11 protein-coding genes are annotated in these 12,840 nt (G+C 71.7%); 7 read left to right on the top strand and 4 right to left on the bottom strand.

Annotated elements, in window-relative coordinates; translation table 11 throughout:
* The first annotated feature begins 11 nt into the window (after window positions 1-11).
* The 6 genes from ylqF (at window position 12) to KF837_01615 (ending at window position 7,698) form a co-directional block, all read left to right on the top strand.
* A complete protein-coding gene (gene ylqF / locus KF837_01640) occupies window positions 12-884 on the top strand; it encodes a ribosome biogenesis GTPase YlqF (GenBank protein ID MBX3225979.1) in 873 nt (290 codons plus the stop codon).
* Between the two features lie 188 nt (window positions 885-1,072).
* Window positions 1,073-2,875 (top strand): DUF1446 domain-containing protein, encoded by a 1,803-nt coding sequence (locus KF837_01635; protein ID MBX3225978.1) that lies wholly within the window; start codon window positions 1,073-1,075, stop codon window positions 2,873-2,875.
* Between the two features lie 84 nt (window positions 2,876-2,959).
* On the top strand, window positions 2,960-4,666 hold the full coding sequence (locus tag KF837_01630; GenBank protein ID MBX3225977.1) for a VOC family protein: 1,707 nt from the start codon (window positions 2,960-2,962) through the stop codon (window positions 4,664-4,666).
* Between the two features lie 196 nt (window positions 4,667-4,862).
* A complete protein-coding gene (locus KF837_01625; GenBank protein MBX3225976.1) occupies window positions 4,863-5,174 on the top strand; it encodes a hypothetical protein in 312 nt (103 codons plus the stop codon).
* A gap of 99 nt (window positions 5,175-5,273) precedes the next feature.
* Window positions 5,274-6,248: an acyl-CoA desaturase gene (locus tag KF837_01620; protein ID MBX3225975.1), complete on the top strand. Its 975-nt coding sequence runs from the start codon at window positions 5,274-5,276 to the stop codon at window positions 6,246-6,248.
* 166 nt (window positions 6,249-6,414) lie between these two features.
* Window positions 6,415-7,698 carry a hypothetical protein gene (locus KF837_01615; protein ID MBX3225974.1) on the top strand — a complete coding sequence of 428 codons (1,284 nt, stop codon included), beginning with the start codon at window positions 6,415-6,417 and terminating at the stop codon, window positions 7,696-7,698.
* Here the strand turns inward: KF837_01615 and KF837_01610 are convergent.
* From KF837_01610 to KF837_01600, 3 genes are read right to left on the bottom strand one after another with little or no spacing between them, the layout of a single operon-like run.
* Entirely contained in the window at window positions 7,654-8,316 is a 663-nt protein-coding gene (locus KF837_01610; GenBank protein ID MBX3225973.1) for a recombinase family protein, read from the bottom strand. The genes KF837_01615 and KF837_01610 overlap by 45 nt on opposite strands.
* A 43-nt stretch (window positions 8,317-8,359) precedes the next feature.
* Window positions 8,360-10,138: a hypothetical protein gene (locus KF837_01605; GenBank protein MBX3225972.1), complete on the bottom strand. Its 1,779-nt coding sequence runs from the start codon at window positions 10,136-10,138 to the stop codon at window positions 8,360-8,362.
* Window positions 10,138-11,376, bottom strand: a complete 1,239-nt coding sequence (locus KF837_01600) for a TolC family protein (protein ID MBX3225971.1) — start codon at window positions 11,374-11,376, stop codon at window positions 10,138-10,140. The genes KF837_01605 and KF837_01600 overlap by 1 nt, the downstream gene beginning before the upstream one ends.
* Window positions 11,377-11,521: 145 nt before the next feature.
* Between KF837_01600 and KF837_01595 the strand changes: the two genes are divergently transcribed.
* Entirely contained in the window at window positions 11,522-12,406 is an 885-nt protein-coding gene (locus KF837_01595; protein ID MBX3225970.1) for an enoyl-[acyl-carrier-protein] reductase, read from the top strand.
* Window positions 12,407-12,414: 8 nt separating this feature from the next.
* Here KF837_01595 and KF837_01590 read toward each other — a convergent pair whose 3' ends face one another.
* Window positions 12,415-12,804: a hypothetical protein gene (locus KF837_01590; protein MBX3225969.1), complete on the bottom strand. Its 390-nt coding sequence runs from the start codon at window positions 12,802-12,804 to the stop codon at window positions 12,415-12,417.
* Between the last annotated feature and the right edge of the window lie 36 nt (window positions 12,805-12,840).

Below are 12,840 nucleotides of genomic sequence, written 5' to 3'. Positions count from 1 at the left end.
TGGGCGCCGCGATGGCGATCCAGTGGTACCCCGGACACATGACGAAGGCTCGGCGCCTCATGGCCGAGTCGATGCCGTCGCAGGACGTCGTGATCGAGGTGCTCGACGCGCGCATGCCGCGCTCGAGCGAGAACCCCGTCGTCACCGAGCTCCGGCGCCACAAGCCGTGCATCAAGGTCCTCTCGAAGAGCGACCTCGCCGATCCGGCCCGCACGAAGGCGTGGATCGACTTCTTCGAGACCGAGGTCCATCCGAGCCCCGGCGACGGCCTGCCCCCGGGCAAGGTCCTCGCCCTCGCGATCACGACGACGAAGCCGGGCGAGATCCGCGCGCGCATCCCCGAGCTCGCGCGCCGCCTCGCGCCGGCGAAGGCGAAGACGCCGCGCGCGATGGTGGTGGGCATCCCCAACGTCGGGAAGTCGACCCTCATCAACACGCTCTCGAACCGCAAGGTGGCCAAGGTCGGCGACGAGCCGGCGGTCACGAAGAGCCAGCAGGTCGTCACCCTCGACGGGCTGGTCCTCGCCGACAACCCCGGCATCATGTGGCCGAAGATCGAGGACGAAGAGACGGGCCTGCGCCTCGCCTTCGGCGGCGCGATCCCCGACTCCGCGCTCGACTACGAGACCGTCGCGGCGTGGGGCGCCGGATACCTGATTGCCAATTACCCTTCTTTGGTAACGGCGCGCTACAAGCTGAAGTCCCTCCCCGCGACCGCGCACGACCTCCTCGTCGAGATCGGCAAACGCCGCGGCGGCCTCCGCGCCGGCGGCGTCGTCGACATGCACAAAGCCGCCGACGCGCTGATTCACGACTTCCGCCAGGGCGCGATCGGCCGCATCACCCTCGAGAGCCCACCCCTACGCGCGCCGGACGATCAATGACCCTCACCTACCAGTGAGCCGCGTCTTTTCTTCTTAGGCGTTGCACTACCGCCTCCTCACCGGCGAGGTCTTCTCGTGCGGCGCTGCGAAGGTCTTTCCGCACGCGACGTCTCGCGGAGATCACCGCCGCCCCCCCAGCACGCCAGCGCCTACCCACCCCCGTCGTGCGATCGTATTACATTCCGGTCATGACGAGCCCCGACGCCAAGCGCCCCGTCCGTATCGCCAACGCCTCTGGCTTCTTCGGCGATCGCATGAGCGCGCTCGCGGAGGTCGTGCGTGGAGGGCCGATCGACGTCGTCACCGGCGACTACCTCGCCGAGGTCACGATGGCGATCCTCGGCAAGCAGCGGCGGAAGAACCCCGACCTCGGCTACGCGCCGACGTTCCTCGCGCAGCTCCAGCCCGTGCTCGCGACCGTGCTCGCGAGCGGGATCAAGGTCGTCGTCAACGCGGGCGGGCTCAACCCGGTCGGCCTCGCGCAGGCGGTGCGCGCGCTCGGCGAAAAAGCAGGCGTCGCGCCGAAGGTCGCGGTCGTCGCCGGCGACGACCTCGTGCCGCGCATCGACGAGCTCCGCGCGACGAACGAGGACTTCGCGAGCACCGAGTCGGGCGCGCCGCTGCCGAAGGAGGCCGGCTTCGTCCACACCGCGAACGCCTACCTCGGCGCGTGGGGCATCGTCCGCGCGCTCGAAGAAGGCGCCGACGTCGTGATCTGCCCGCGCGTCACCGACGCCTCGCTCGTCGTCGGCGCGGCGGCGTGGTGGCACCGGTGGGGACGCGCGGATTGGAGCCGCCTCGCCGGCGCGGTGGCGGCCGGACACGTGATCGAGTGCGGGCCGCAGGCGACGGGCGGGAACTACTCGTCGTTCCAGCAGATCGAGGAGCTCGTGCACCCCGCCTTCCCGATCGCCGAGGTCGCCGCCGACGGGAGCAGCGTGATCACGAAGCACCCCGGCACCGCCGGCGCCGTCACGATCGGGACCGTCACCGCGCAGCTCGTCTACGAGGTCGGCGGCCCGCGCTACGCGAACCCGGACGTGGTCACGCGCCTCGACTCGATCGAGCTCGAGGAGGCCGGCGCCGATCGCGTCGCGATCCGCGGCGTCGCGGGTGAGCCGCCGCCCCCCACGACCAAGGTCGCGATCACGACGAAGGGCACGTTCAGGAACGAGCTCACCCTCGCGTTCGTCGGCCTCGACGTCGACGCGAAGATCGCGCTGTTCGAGCGCGCGACGCGCGCGGCGCTCGCGAAGACGAAGGCCGCCCTCACCTTCCAGCGCATCGGCTCCCCCGCGACCAACGCGTCCACCCAGGACGGCGCGACGGTCCTCCTCCGCGTCATCGCGACGAGCGACGACGAGAGCGCGGTGTCGCGGGCGTTCTCCTCCGCCCTCATCGAGCAAGGCCTCTCGAGCTACCCCGGCCTCTTCGCCCTCGACCTCCCCGGCCCCGCGACCGAGACGACGGGCTACTGGCCCACCCTCGTCGCGCAGTCCGCGCTCGCGCACACGGTCACGCATCACGACGGGCGAACGGAGGCGATCCCGCCCCCGCCGGAGATGACGCCGCTCGACGCGCGCGTCCCGACGGTGGCGGCCGCGCCCGCGGCGCCGAAGGGACGCGCGGGCGACACGCTGGTGACGGCGATGAGCACGCTCACGGTCGCGCCGCTCGGGACGATCGTGGACGCGCGCTCCGGCGACAAAGGCAGCGACGCGAACGTGGGGCTCTGGGTCCGCACCGACGAGGCGTTCACCTGGCTCGCGAGCGAGGTCACGGTGGAGTGCCTCCGCGAGCTCCTCCCCGAGGCGCGCGATCTCCGCGTCGAGCGCTACGCGTTCCCGAAGCTCCGCGCGGTGAACTTCGTCATCCGCGGCCTCCTCGCCGGCGGCGCGATCGCGAGCCTCCGCCTCGATCGCCAGGCGAAGGCGCTCGGCGAGTTCCTGCGCTCGCGGCACCTCGCGATCCCCAAATCGTTCCTGGGCTGATCCCGGACACACGTCCAAAGCGTCGCGCCGCCAATTCGAATTAGGCAGCTATTGCCTTTTCGGGATTCCGCGCATCGTCGCGGAATGCCAAACCTCCTCGTCCCGCTCCTCGTCGTCCGCGACGCGCCCGCCGCGCTCGCCTTCTATGCCCGCGCCTTCGGCGCCGACCTCGTCGTCCGTTACGACAACGAAGTCCTCGGCACCATCAGCCACGCCGACCTCACCGTCGGCGACGCTCGTTTCTCCGTGACCGAGGAGCTCCGCGCGTGGAACTCCGACGCGCCGCCGTCGCTCGGCGGCTCGCCGGTCGTGCTGCAGCTCGGCGTCGACGACGCGACGGCGGCGCTCGAGCGCGCGGTCCTCGCCGGCGCCGAGATCGTCTTCCCGCTCGGAGAGCTCTGCGGCGAGCGCATGGCCCGTGTCCGCGATCCGTTCGGCCACCTGTGGGTCCTCACGCAGCGGATCGAAGAGCTGACGCCGGAGGAGAACCAGCGCCGGCGCAACGCGCTCTTCGCGGAGCTCGCGCGTGCACAGCGAGCCTCACCAACATCTCGCGCCGAGGCCCACGAGTCAACCGCGTTCGAGCTCGCGCGGCGGATCCGCGCGCGCGAGTGCAGCTCGGTGGAGCTGACGCGGCACTTCATCGACCGCATCGAGCGGCTCGACGGAGCGATCAACGCCGTCGTCGTCCGCGACTTCGAGCGCGCGCTCGAGGCGGCGCGCGAGGCCGACGCCGCGCTCGCGAGCGACGACGGCGCCGCGCTCGGCCCGCTCCACGGCGTGCCTCTCACGCTGAAGGAGTCCTTCGACGTCGCCGGCCTCACGACGACGTGCGGCGCGCTCGGGCCCGCGGACCCGGCGACGAGCGACTCCGAGGTCGCGGCGCGCCTCCGCGCGGCCGGCGCCGTCCTGCTCGGCAAGACGAACGTGTCGGCGATGCTGGCCGACTTCCACACGGAAAATCCCGTCTTCGGCCGCACCGCGAACCCCTGCGATCCCACGCGCGGCGTCGGTGGCTCGTCCGGCGGCGCCGCGGCCGCCCTCGCGGCGGGGCTCACCGCGCTCGACGTCGGCTCCGACCTCGGCGGCTCCGTCCGCAACCCCGCGCACTACTGCGGCGTCTTCGGGCACAAGCCGACGTTCGGCCTCGTCTCGCTCGCCGGCCACGGCCTCCCCACGATGCCGCGCGCGCCCGACATGGCCGTCGCGGGCCCGCTCGCGCGGAGCGCGGAGGACCTCGCGCTCGCGCTCGAGGTGCTCGCCGGGCGGCCGCTCACGCGAGCCCCCGCGCGCCCGGCGCGCCGCGTCGCGGTGTGGCCCACCGATCCGTTCGCGCCCGTCGACGACGAGATCGCGGCCGCGGCGCAGTCGTTCGCCGACGCCGCGGCGCGACGTGGCATGGCGGTGTCCGATCGCGCGCGCCCCGCCCTCGACCTCGCGACGCACCGGCGCGCGTTCGCGGCGCTCGTCGGCGCGATCGTCGCCGGGCACGCCCCGCCGCCCGACGCCGAAGCGGAGCGACGCGCGATCCGCCGCGCGTGGCGCGCGTTCTTCGAGGAGTGGGACGTGCTCGTGTGCCCCGTCATGCCGACGACGGCTCGCCCGCACGACGAGCCGCCGCCGCTCACGCAGGTGCTGTGGTCGAGCCTCGCGTCGCTCTCCTATTTGCCCGCGACCGCGTTCCCGGCCGGCCGCTCGCGCGAAGGATTGCCGATCGGCCTTCAAGCCATCAGCGCCGAAGGCGCCGACGCCACCAGCATCGAATTGGCATCTTTGGCAAATAGAGAATAGCCAATTATCTCAGGCGCACGCGCGCCGGCCGCGCCCTCGCTCCGTGTACCAGCGGCCCCAGCAGAAGAGCTCCTCCTCGCGCGTGAGCGCGCACGAGACCGACACCGCGACCACGCGCCGTCATGGAGCGATGGTATCGAGCTTGCGTGTCGAAGGGGATATGGCAACCGAGATCTCTCGCGCTCTCCTCATCGACGTGATCCGTACGGCCGCGGAGGCGATCCGGCACGAGCCCACGCGCGCGGAGGACCCTTCCGTCGTCGCGCACGAGCTCGCGCGCGCGAGCAAGCTCGCGGGCATCACGCCGGAGGCCTTCGATCGCGCGATCGATCTGGACCCCGAGCTCGAGCTCCTGAAGATCACGGCGCTGATCGAGGCCGTGGCAGGAAGCACCGACCCGGGCCCGCACGACGCGATCTCGCGCGAGTCCCCGAGCGGCAAGCCCGGCGACCTCACGAAGGAGCGCGAGCACCCGGAGCGCAGGCTCCACCACGACCCGCCGCGCTGACTCCGCGAGCGCCGCGCGCCTGACCAAATCGTGACCGGCTCATGACCGCCGTTCGCCGGCGCTCCTCTATGGTGCGCCGCGAATCAGGAGGGCAGCCCAATGAACGCCATATCGATCGACGACGCGGCCGCGCAGACCGATGACGCGACCGCGCGGGCCGTACCGGCGTCAGCGCGGACCGGGCAGGCGACGAAGAACCTCTCGCCGAGCACGTTGCGCGCCGAGCGGACGTTCGCCACCCTCGTCGTCGTGGTCCCCTTCCTCGGGCTGATCGGCGCGATCGCCTGGCGTGTCCTCGGCCTCACCGACGTCGCCGTGTTCGTCCTGATGTACCTGCTCACGGGGTTCGGCATCACGGTCGGCTTCCACCGCCTGTTCACGCATCAGAGCTTCGAGTGCGCGCGGTGGGTCCGCGTCGCCTTCGCCGTCGCGGGCTCGATGGCCCTCCAGGGCCCGGTGATCCGATGGGTCGCCGATCATCGCCGTCACCACGCCTTCAGCGATCGTCCGGGCGATCCCCACTCGCCGCACGTCGGCGGACGCGGGGCCTTGGGGAAGATGTGGCACGCGCACGTCGGCTGGTTCTTCGACACGGAGAAGACCCGCATCCGGCGCTTCGTCCCCGATCTCGTCGGCGACGCGCAGGTGGCGGCCGTCGACCGGCTCTATTGGCTCTGGGCCGCGCTCACGCTCGCGCTGCCGTTCGTCCTCGGCGCGGTCCTGTCGGGCACGTGGCGCGGCGGGCTCTCCGGTCTCCTCTGGGGCGGCTTCGCCCGCGCCTTCTTCGTTCACCACGTGACGTGGAGCATCAACTCGATCTGCCACGTGTTCGGCCGCCGTCCGTTCAAGACGCGCGATCGGAGCTCGAACGTCGCCTGGCTCGCGATCCCGTCGCTGGGTGAGTCGTGGCACAACGCGCACCACGCGTTCCCGACGTCGGCCGTGCACGGCGTCCGCGCGGGGGAGCTCGATCCGAGCGCGTGGCTCATCGCGCTCCTCGAGCGGACGGGGCTCGCGTGGGACGTGAAGCGCCCGACCGCCGCGCAGCTCGCGAGCCGCCGAGTGACCGGCTGAGCGCGAAGGACGTGACAGGCTCGAGCGATCGCGTCACGCTCTCGCCCCGGTGAGCGCTCTGTCGAAGCGGGGCCCCGGGACGCGGCCGCCACAGCGGGCGCGAAGCGCCCCGAGTCTTCGAGGGCCGTGTCCCGGGGTGGGGGTGTCGGGGGCGAAGCCCCTGACCGTGATAGCCCTCGCGCTCGTCGCGTGCCGGCCGCCGCCCGCCGCTGCGCCCACGCCGCGCGAAGCGCCGCCGCCCCGCCTCGCCATCGCGCCGCCGCGAGAGCCCGAGCCGCCGCTCGCCGTCGGATCGCTCGAGCGCCCCGCCGCGCTCGCGCGGTTCTTCGCGGCGCTCGCGCGGCTCGAGTCCGGCGCGGCGACCGACGACGTCCGCGTCGTGCAGCTCGGCGACTCGCACACCGCCGCGGACTGGCAGACGGGCCCGATGCGCCGCCAGCTCCAGGCTCGCTTCGGCGACGGCGGGCGCGGCTTCGTCCCGATCGGTCTGCCGTGGAAGGCGTGGTCGCAAGAGGGCGTGCTCGAAGGCACCGCCGGCGCGTGGTCGACGCAGATGACCGCGCTCCATTCGCGCCAGCCCGGGGGCGACGGCGTGTTCGGCCTCTCCGGCTTCGCGCTCGCGAGCCGTCAAGGCGGCTCCCGCGCGTGGATCGACGTCCTCGCCACCACGTCGCGCGCGGAGCTCTACTACCTCGAGCAGCCGGGCGGCGGCAGCTTCGATCTCGTCGTCGACGGCGTCCGCTCCCGCGTCGCCACCCGCGCCGAAGCGCGTCGCTCGGCGTTCCACGCCGTCGAGCTCTCCGCGGCGACGCGGCACCGGATCGAGGCGCGCGCGCTCGGCGACGGCGAGGTCCGCCTCTTCGGGCTCGCGCTCGATCGCGCGGAGCAGCACGGCCTCGTCCTCGACGCGCTCGGGATCAACGGCGCGCGCGTGGCGACCGCGCTCTCGTGGAACGAAGCGCACTTCACCGAGCAGCTCCGTCATCGCGCGCCCGAGCTCGTCATCCTCGCGTACGGCACGAACGACGCGATCGACGTCGAGACGTCGCTCGACGCCTTCGAGGCGGACGCCGCCGCCGCCGCCCTCCGGATCGCGCGCGCGGCGCCGTCGTCGTCGTGCCTCCTGCTCGGTCCGCCCGATCGCGCGAACAAGTCGGGCGACGGGTGGAGGACGCCGGCGCGCCTCGTCGAGATCGTCGCGCGCGAGCGCAAGGTCGCGCACGCCGCCGGCTGCGCGTTCTACGACCAGCTCGCCGCGATGGGCGGCGAAGGCGCGATGGCGCGATGGGCGACGGAGGCCTACCCGCGCGGCCAGCCCGATCGCGTCCACCTCTCGCGCCAGGGCTACGCCGACCTCGCGACCGCGTTCGTCACCGACCTCCAGCGCGCCTACGACCAGTGGCGCTCAGCGACGCAGGAGCTTCGAGACCTGCGTCTGTCCGAGCGGTGAGCCGGTGCGGCCGGCGACGCCCGCGGCGGCGAGGTGAAGGACGATCGCGCGCTGCGAGAGGCCCTCGCTCGCGAGGCGGCGCACGGTGGCGAGCACCTCCTGCTCCGCCGGATCCGGCTCCGTGTGCACGCCGTCGGCGGCGACGCGGTAGCCGTACGGCACGTTCCCGATGCGCTCGCCGCGGGCGCGTTTGTCCGCCTGCGTCGCGCGAATGCGGCCGCGCACGACGACACGATCGTACGCGCGCGCGAGATCGACCGCGCCGCGCGTGTAGGACCGCGGCGCGGGCGACACCCGTGGCTCCGCCGTCAATCCGTCCGCGGTGACGAGCGTCGCGCCTTCGCTCAGCGCCGCGCGCTCGATGAGCCACGCGACGAGCTCGTCGTGCGAGAAGCACGCGGCGTTCGCGGCGACGAGGACGCCGGCGCGGTGCTCGCGGATCGCGCGGTACGCCGCGGTGAGCCCCGGCCGCTCCGCGATCGGGGTCGCGCCGCCGACGCCGGCGTCGATCTGCCACGCGAGCACGAGCGCGGCCTCACGCGCCGCCCACGACTCGATCGCGCTGCGCTGCTCCGCCGGCGAGCCTCCCTCCGTCCGGATGTAAGCGACCGCGCGCATCTCTCTCCGGTATGGAGCAGGCGATCGATGTAGTCAACAACTATCAGGGCAACGTCAGCTCGAAGACGTTGATCGAGTAAGGCGCGAGCTTCACCTCGAGCCCCGCGCCCGCGATCGTGGCGGTGCCCGGCACGATCGCGGCGTCGCCGTTGCCGTAGCGATAGGCCTTCACCGCCGTCGGCGTGGCGCAGCCGTCGAGGTTGATCGTCGCCTCGAAGGGGTGGTCGGCGCTGAAGTTGAGCGCGACGAGGACCCACTTCTTGCCGCTCTCGTCGCGGCTCGCGTAGAGGCTCGTCCCGCTCGGCGAGCTCGAGGCGACGACGTTGTCCTGGAAGCGCCCGCCGGCGTCGTCGTAATTGCGGAATGCCCGAAATGCCCAATAGGCGGGTTTTGGCTTCTTCGGATATGTCCAGTAGTAAGCGTGGCTGACGCCGTAGAGGGCAAATCGGCCGAGCACCTCCGCGAGCGCCACCGCGCCGGCGACGTGCTGCTCCGCGCCGAAGTTGTATTCGCCGATCTGGAACCCGAGGCCGGGGTAGTTCGCGGCGATGAGGTCCTTCATCCGCGGGATGAGGTAGACCGCGTCGTCGATCCAGGACTCGTCCTTGTATTCGCGGTCCCAGAGCGAGCGCGTCGTGCGGAAGCGGAGGTCGTTCGTCGCCTTGTCGGTGTTGCCCGCGCCGTCGCCGCCCTCGTCGTCGCCGAACTGCACGCCGTCGGCCTGCGGGTAGATGTGGACGTCGAGGACGTCGAGCACCTTCACCCCCGTCTTCTTCTCGTGCTCGGCGAGCTTCTTCAGGTACCAGGCGAGGAGCGGCTCGTCCCCGTGCGCGCGGCGATCCGGCTTGAGCGGGAACCCCGCCTTCGCGTCCTTGCCGCTGAAGAAGTAGCCGGGCCAGCCCCACTCCGCGGGGCCGGCGATGATCGCTTCGGGATCGGCCTTCCGCACCGCGGTGCCGAACGCGATCGTCTTCTCGAGGAGCTCGTCGTACGTCGTCGGCTCGGGGTGGACGTCGCGATGGGACGAGTCCCAGAGCGCCGGCTCGTTGTCGAGGATGTACTCGAAGACGACCTTCTTCCCGCGCTTCGCGTCCGCCGCCTTGATCTTCGCGATCCACGCCGCGACGTCCTCCGGCGTGATCTTCGTCTGCCACTTCGAGGGGTCCTTCGGCGGATCGAGCTTCGTCTTGCCGTCCGGCTTGAGGCCGTTGCCGCAGTGCTTGCGGTTCGGATCGGTCTTCTGCTGCTTCGGGAACTCCTTCGTCGTGAAGGCGCAGCTCTCGGTGTCCTTCGCGACCCAGCCCATGATCGGGACCGTGATCGCCGCGCGCCCGCCCTTCTGCGCGGCCTTGTCGACGAACTTCTCCCACGAGTCGATCTCGACGTTCTCGAAGAACCAGTCGTTCGCGGTGCTCCACGCGTTCCCGAGCTTCGGGTTGTAGCGCGTCGTCGTGTTGCCGCCCCAGCGATGCTCCGTCGCGCCGAGGTCCTTGTCGCCGTCGGCCCACGCGATGCCGTAGATGCCGGGGCTCACCGGCTGCGCGCCCGACTTGCACTGGACCGCCATCGGCGTCGCCGCCTTCATCTTCCCGCTCTTCGGGAGCGGCCCCCCGACCTTGCCCGCGAGCTCCTCCGTGATCGTCGCCGTCACCTGCACCTTGCCGCCGTCCTGATCCACGATCATGGGACCGACCGTGCTCCCGGAGCCGGGAGGGACCGGCGTCTTCCCGCCCGTCTTGTCGCCGCACGCGTCGCAGCCGACGGCGGTGACGCCGATGAGGAACGGGAGGAGCGCGTGGCGAAGAGACGGGAGTTGGATCATCAGGGGAGCTCGCCGGAGAAGATCAGGAGATCGGCGTAGGCGCGCCACGACGCTTCGAGGAGGTCGAGGCGGCGCGCGCGGGCGATCGCGAGATCACGACGGGCGAGCATCGCACGGGTGAGGTCGATCTTGCCGGCCCGAAATGCTTCGACCGAGGTCGAGACCGCCCGCTCGAGCGCGGGGATGCCGTTCTTGTCGAGCTCGTCGAGCGCCCTGTTGACCGCTGCGATCGCGTCGCGCGCGGCGCGCAGCCGCGTGACCACGATCCCGCGATAGAGGTCGAGCTGGCGATGCGCGTGCTCTCGGCCGCTCTCGGCCCGCGCGATCTCCGCCTGGTAGCGCCGCGTGACCGGGAACGTGAACACCGCGCCGCCGCCGAGGCGGGCCTCGCCCGCGGAGCCGCGACCGGCGATGATCTCGAACGACACCGGCGGGATCTTCTCGCGCTCGTACCGCTCGATCGACGCGTCCCAGTACGACTTCTCCGCCGCGAGGCGCGAGATGCTCGGCGCCCTGTCGACGACGCGCGCGATCTGGCCGTCGTCCCACGTGCCGCGCAGCGCCGGCAGGAGGACGCTCGCCGGCGCGGGCGGGCTCCCGTCGGTGAGCATGCCGGTGACCTGCTCGAAGCGCGCACGGCTCGAGGCCACGCGCAGCTCCGCCTCCGCGCGCGACTGCACCCAGCGCGCGACCTCCGCCTCCGCGATGCTCTTCTCGTAGAGCGTGGTGTCCTTCGCGTCGTAGCGCCCCTGGAAGTACTTCGCCTCCTCGCGCGCCGTCGCCTCGCCCGCCTTCGCCTCGACGACGCGAGACGAGGAGACGAGGAGCTCACCGTAGGCGGCCGCCGCCTCGCCGGCGGCGATCCACTCCGAGCTCGTGAGCCCCATCTTGCGCCACGCGATGAGCCGCTCCGCCTCGTCGACGCGCTTGCCGCGCTGCCCCGCGACGTCGATCGGGATGTACGAGTACGTCAGGACCTGGAGCTCCTGCTGCACGCCGTTGCCGAAGCCCTTGTCGACCTGGAGATCGATGTACGGGTTGCCGATCGCGCTCAGCCGCGCGCCCTTCATCTGCGCGTTCGCGACGTGCACCTGCTCCTCGGCCTCGACGACGACGAGCGCGTGCGTCTTCGCCGCCTCGATCGCCTGCGTGAGGGTCGGCAGCTCCGCGCGCGCGACCGAGGGAGCAGCACAGACGATCGCGGCGGCCGCGACGATGAGACGGGGGAGGCTCTTCATGGCCGCTCGAATGTATCGCAAGGAGGCACCTGTTCGTCGTGGCAAGAATCCACGAGCAAGGCCGCCGATTTAGTTTGAGCTCAAACTAACGCCGCGTTAATCCACCGTCGTTGACCGCGCGCCGCGTTCGGATGATGGTGCGCGCATGCTGAGCATCGACCTGACGGGAAAGCGCGCGTTCGTGGCGGGGGTCGCCGACGACGGTGGGTTCGGCTTCGCGATCGCCAAGGCGCTGGCGGAGGCGGGGGCCTCGGTCTGCGTCGGCACGTGGCCGCCCGCGCTCGGCATCTTCCAGACGCTGCTCCGCCGCGGGAAGCTCGACGAGTCGCTCGCGATGGCGGGCGGCGGCAAGCTCGAGCTCGAGAAGATCTACGCCCTCGACGCCGAGTTCGACGTCGGCGCGGACATGCCCGAGGAGATCCGCGAGAACAAGCGGTACAAGGAGCACGGCGACGTCAGCATCCAGGCCACCGTCGACAAGATGAAGGCCGACTTCGGCGACGCCTGCGTCGACATCGTCGTCCACTCGCTCGCGAACGGGCCCGAGGTGAAGAACGTGCTCCTCGAGACGAGCCGCAAGGGCTACCTCGGCGCGATCGGCGTCAGCGCGTACTCGATGGTCTCCATGGTCCAGCGCTTCTCCCCGATCATGCGCAAGGGCGGCGCGTTCCTCTCGCTCAGCTACATGGCGGCGGAGCGCGTCATCCCGGGCTACGGCGGCGGCATGAGCTCGGCGAAGGCCGCGCTCGAGAGCGACACGCGCGTCCTCGCGTTCGAGGCGGGCCGCAAGTACGGTCATCGCGTGAACTGCATCAGCGCGGGCCCGCTCGCGTCGCGCGCGGCGGGCGCGATCGGCTTCATCGGCCAGATGATCGAGTACACGAAGGCGAACGCACCGCTCCCGGAGGCGATCACGGCGCAGGAGGTCGGCAGGGCGGCCGCGTTCCTCTGCTCGCCGCTCGCGAGCGGCATCACCGCCTCCACCGTCTACGTCGACAAGGGCTACGTCGCGATGGGCAAGGCGCTCTAGCTCTAGCTCTAGCGACAGCTGCCCTGGTTGCACGTGAAGCCCGCGCAGCAGTCGTCGGTGCAGAGCTCGTAGAGGCCCCGGCACAGCGGCGTCGACGCGGGCGACGTCGCGCAGCGCCCCTCCGCGCAGATCTGCGAGCAGCACTCGCTCGGCTGCGAGCAGAAGATCCCTTCGCCCGAGCAGGTGGTGCCGCTCGAGTCGAGCGGGGCGATCTCCGCGTCGATGACGCCGGCCTCCGGGTTCGCGAGGTCGCAGAGCGAGCCGCGGCAGATGTGGCCGGTCGGGCAGTCGGTGTCGACGCGGCATCCCTGCGCGCCGTCCCCGCACGCGACCGCGAGCGACACGACGAGGAACGCGAGCGCGGCGGGACAGACGAAGAGCCGAACGACGCGCCGCATGGTTTCGGCTTATCACCGTGCACGCGGCGTGCCCTA

The sequence above is a fragment of the Labilithrix sp. genome (assembly GCA_019637155.1).
Taxonomy (GTDB): Bacteria; Myxococcota_A; Polyangia; order Polyangiales; family Polyangiaceae; genus Labilithrix.
The sequence above is the reverse complement of the archived record's forward strand: the minus strand, read 5'-3'. Positions and strand labels throughout refer to the sequence as shown.

What these genes read in the sequence shown, in the direction of transcription:
- ylqF (MBX3225979.1), top strand. Translation starts at nt 12, where the DNA reads ATGGCGATCCAGTGGTACCCCGGACACATGACGAAGGCTCGGCGCCTC.
- KF837_01635 (MBX3225978.1), top strand. Translation starts at nt 1,073, where the DNA reads ATGACGAGCCCCGACGCCAAGCGCCCCGTCCGTATCGCCAACGCCTCT.
- KF837_01630 (MBX3225977.1), top strand. Translation starts at nt 2,960, where the DNA reads ATGCCAAACCTCCTCGTCCCGCTCCTCGTCGTCCGCGACGCGCCCGCC.
- KF837_01620 (MBX3225975.1), top strand. Translation starts at nt 5,274, where the DNA reads ATGAACGCCATATCGATCGACGACGCGGCCGCGCAGACCGATGACGCG.
- KF837_01610 (MBX3225973.1), bottom strand. Translation starts at nt 8,316, where the DNA reads ATGCGCGCGGTCGCTTACATCCGGACGGAGGGAGGCTCGCCGGCGGAG.
- KF837_01605 (MBX3225972.1), bottom strand. Translation starts at nt 10,138, where the DNA reads ATGATCCAACTCCCGTCTCTTCGCCACGCGCTCCTCCCGTTCCTCATC.
- KF837_01600 (MBX3225971.1), bottom strand. Translation starts at nt 11,376, where the DNA reads ATGAAGAGCCTCCCCCGTCTCATCGTCGCGGCCGCCGCGATCGTCTGT.
- KF837_01595 (MBX3225970.1), top strand. Translation starts at nt 11,522, where the DNA reads ATGCTGAGCATCGACCTGACGGGAAAGCGCGCGTTCGTGGCGGGGGTC.
- KF837_01590 (MBX3225969.1), bottom strand. Translation starts at nt 12,804, where the DNA reads ATGCGGCGCGTCGTTCGGCTCTTCGTCTGTCCCGCCGCGCTCGCGTTC.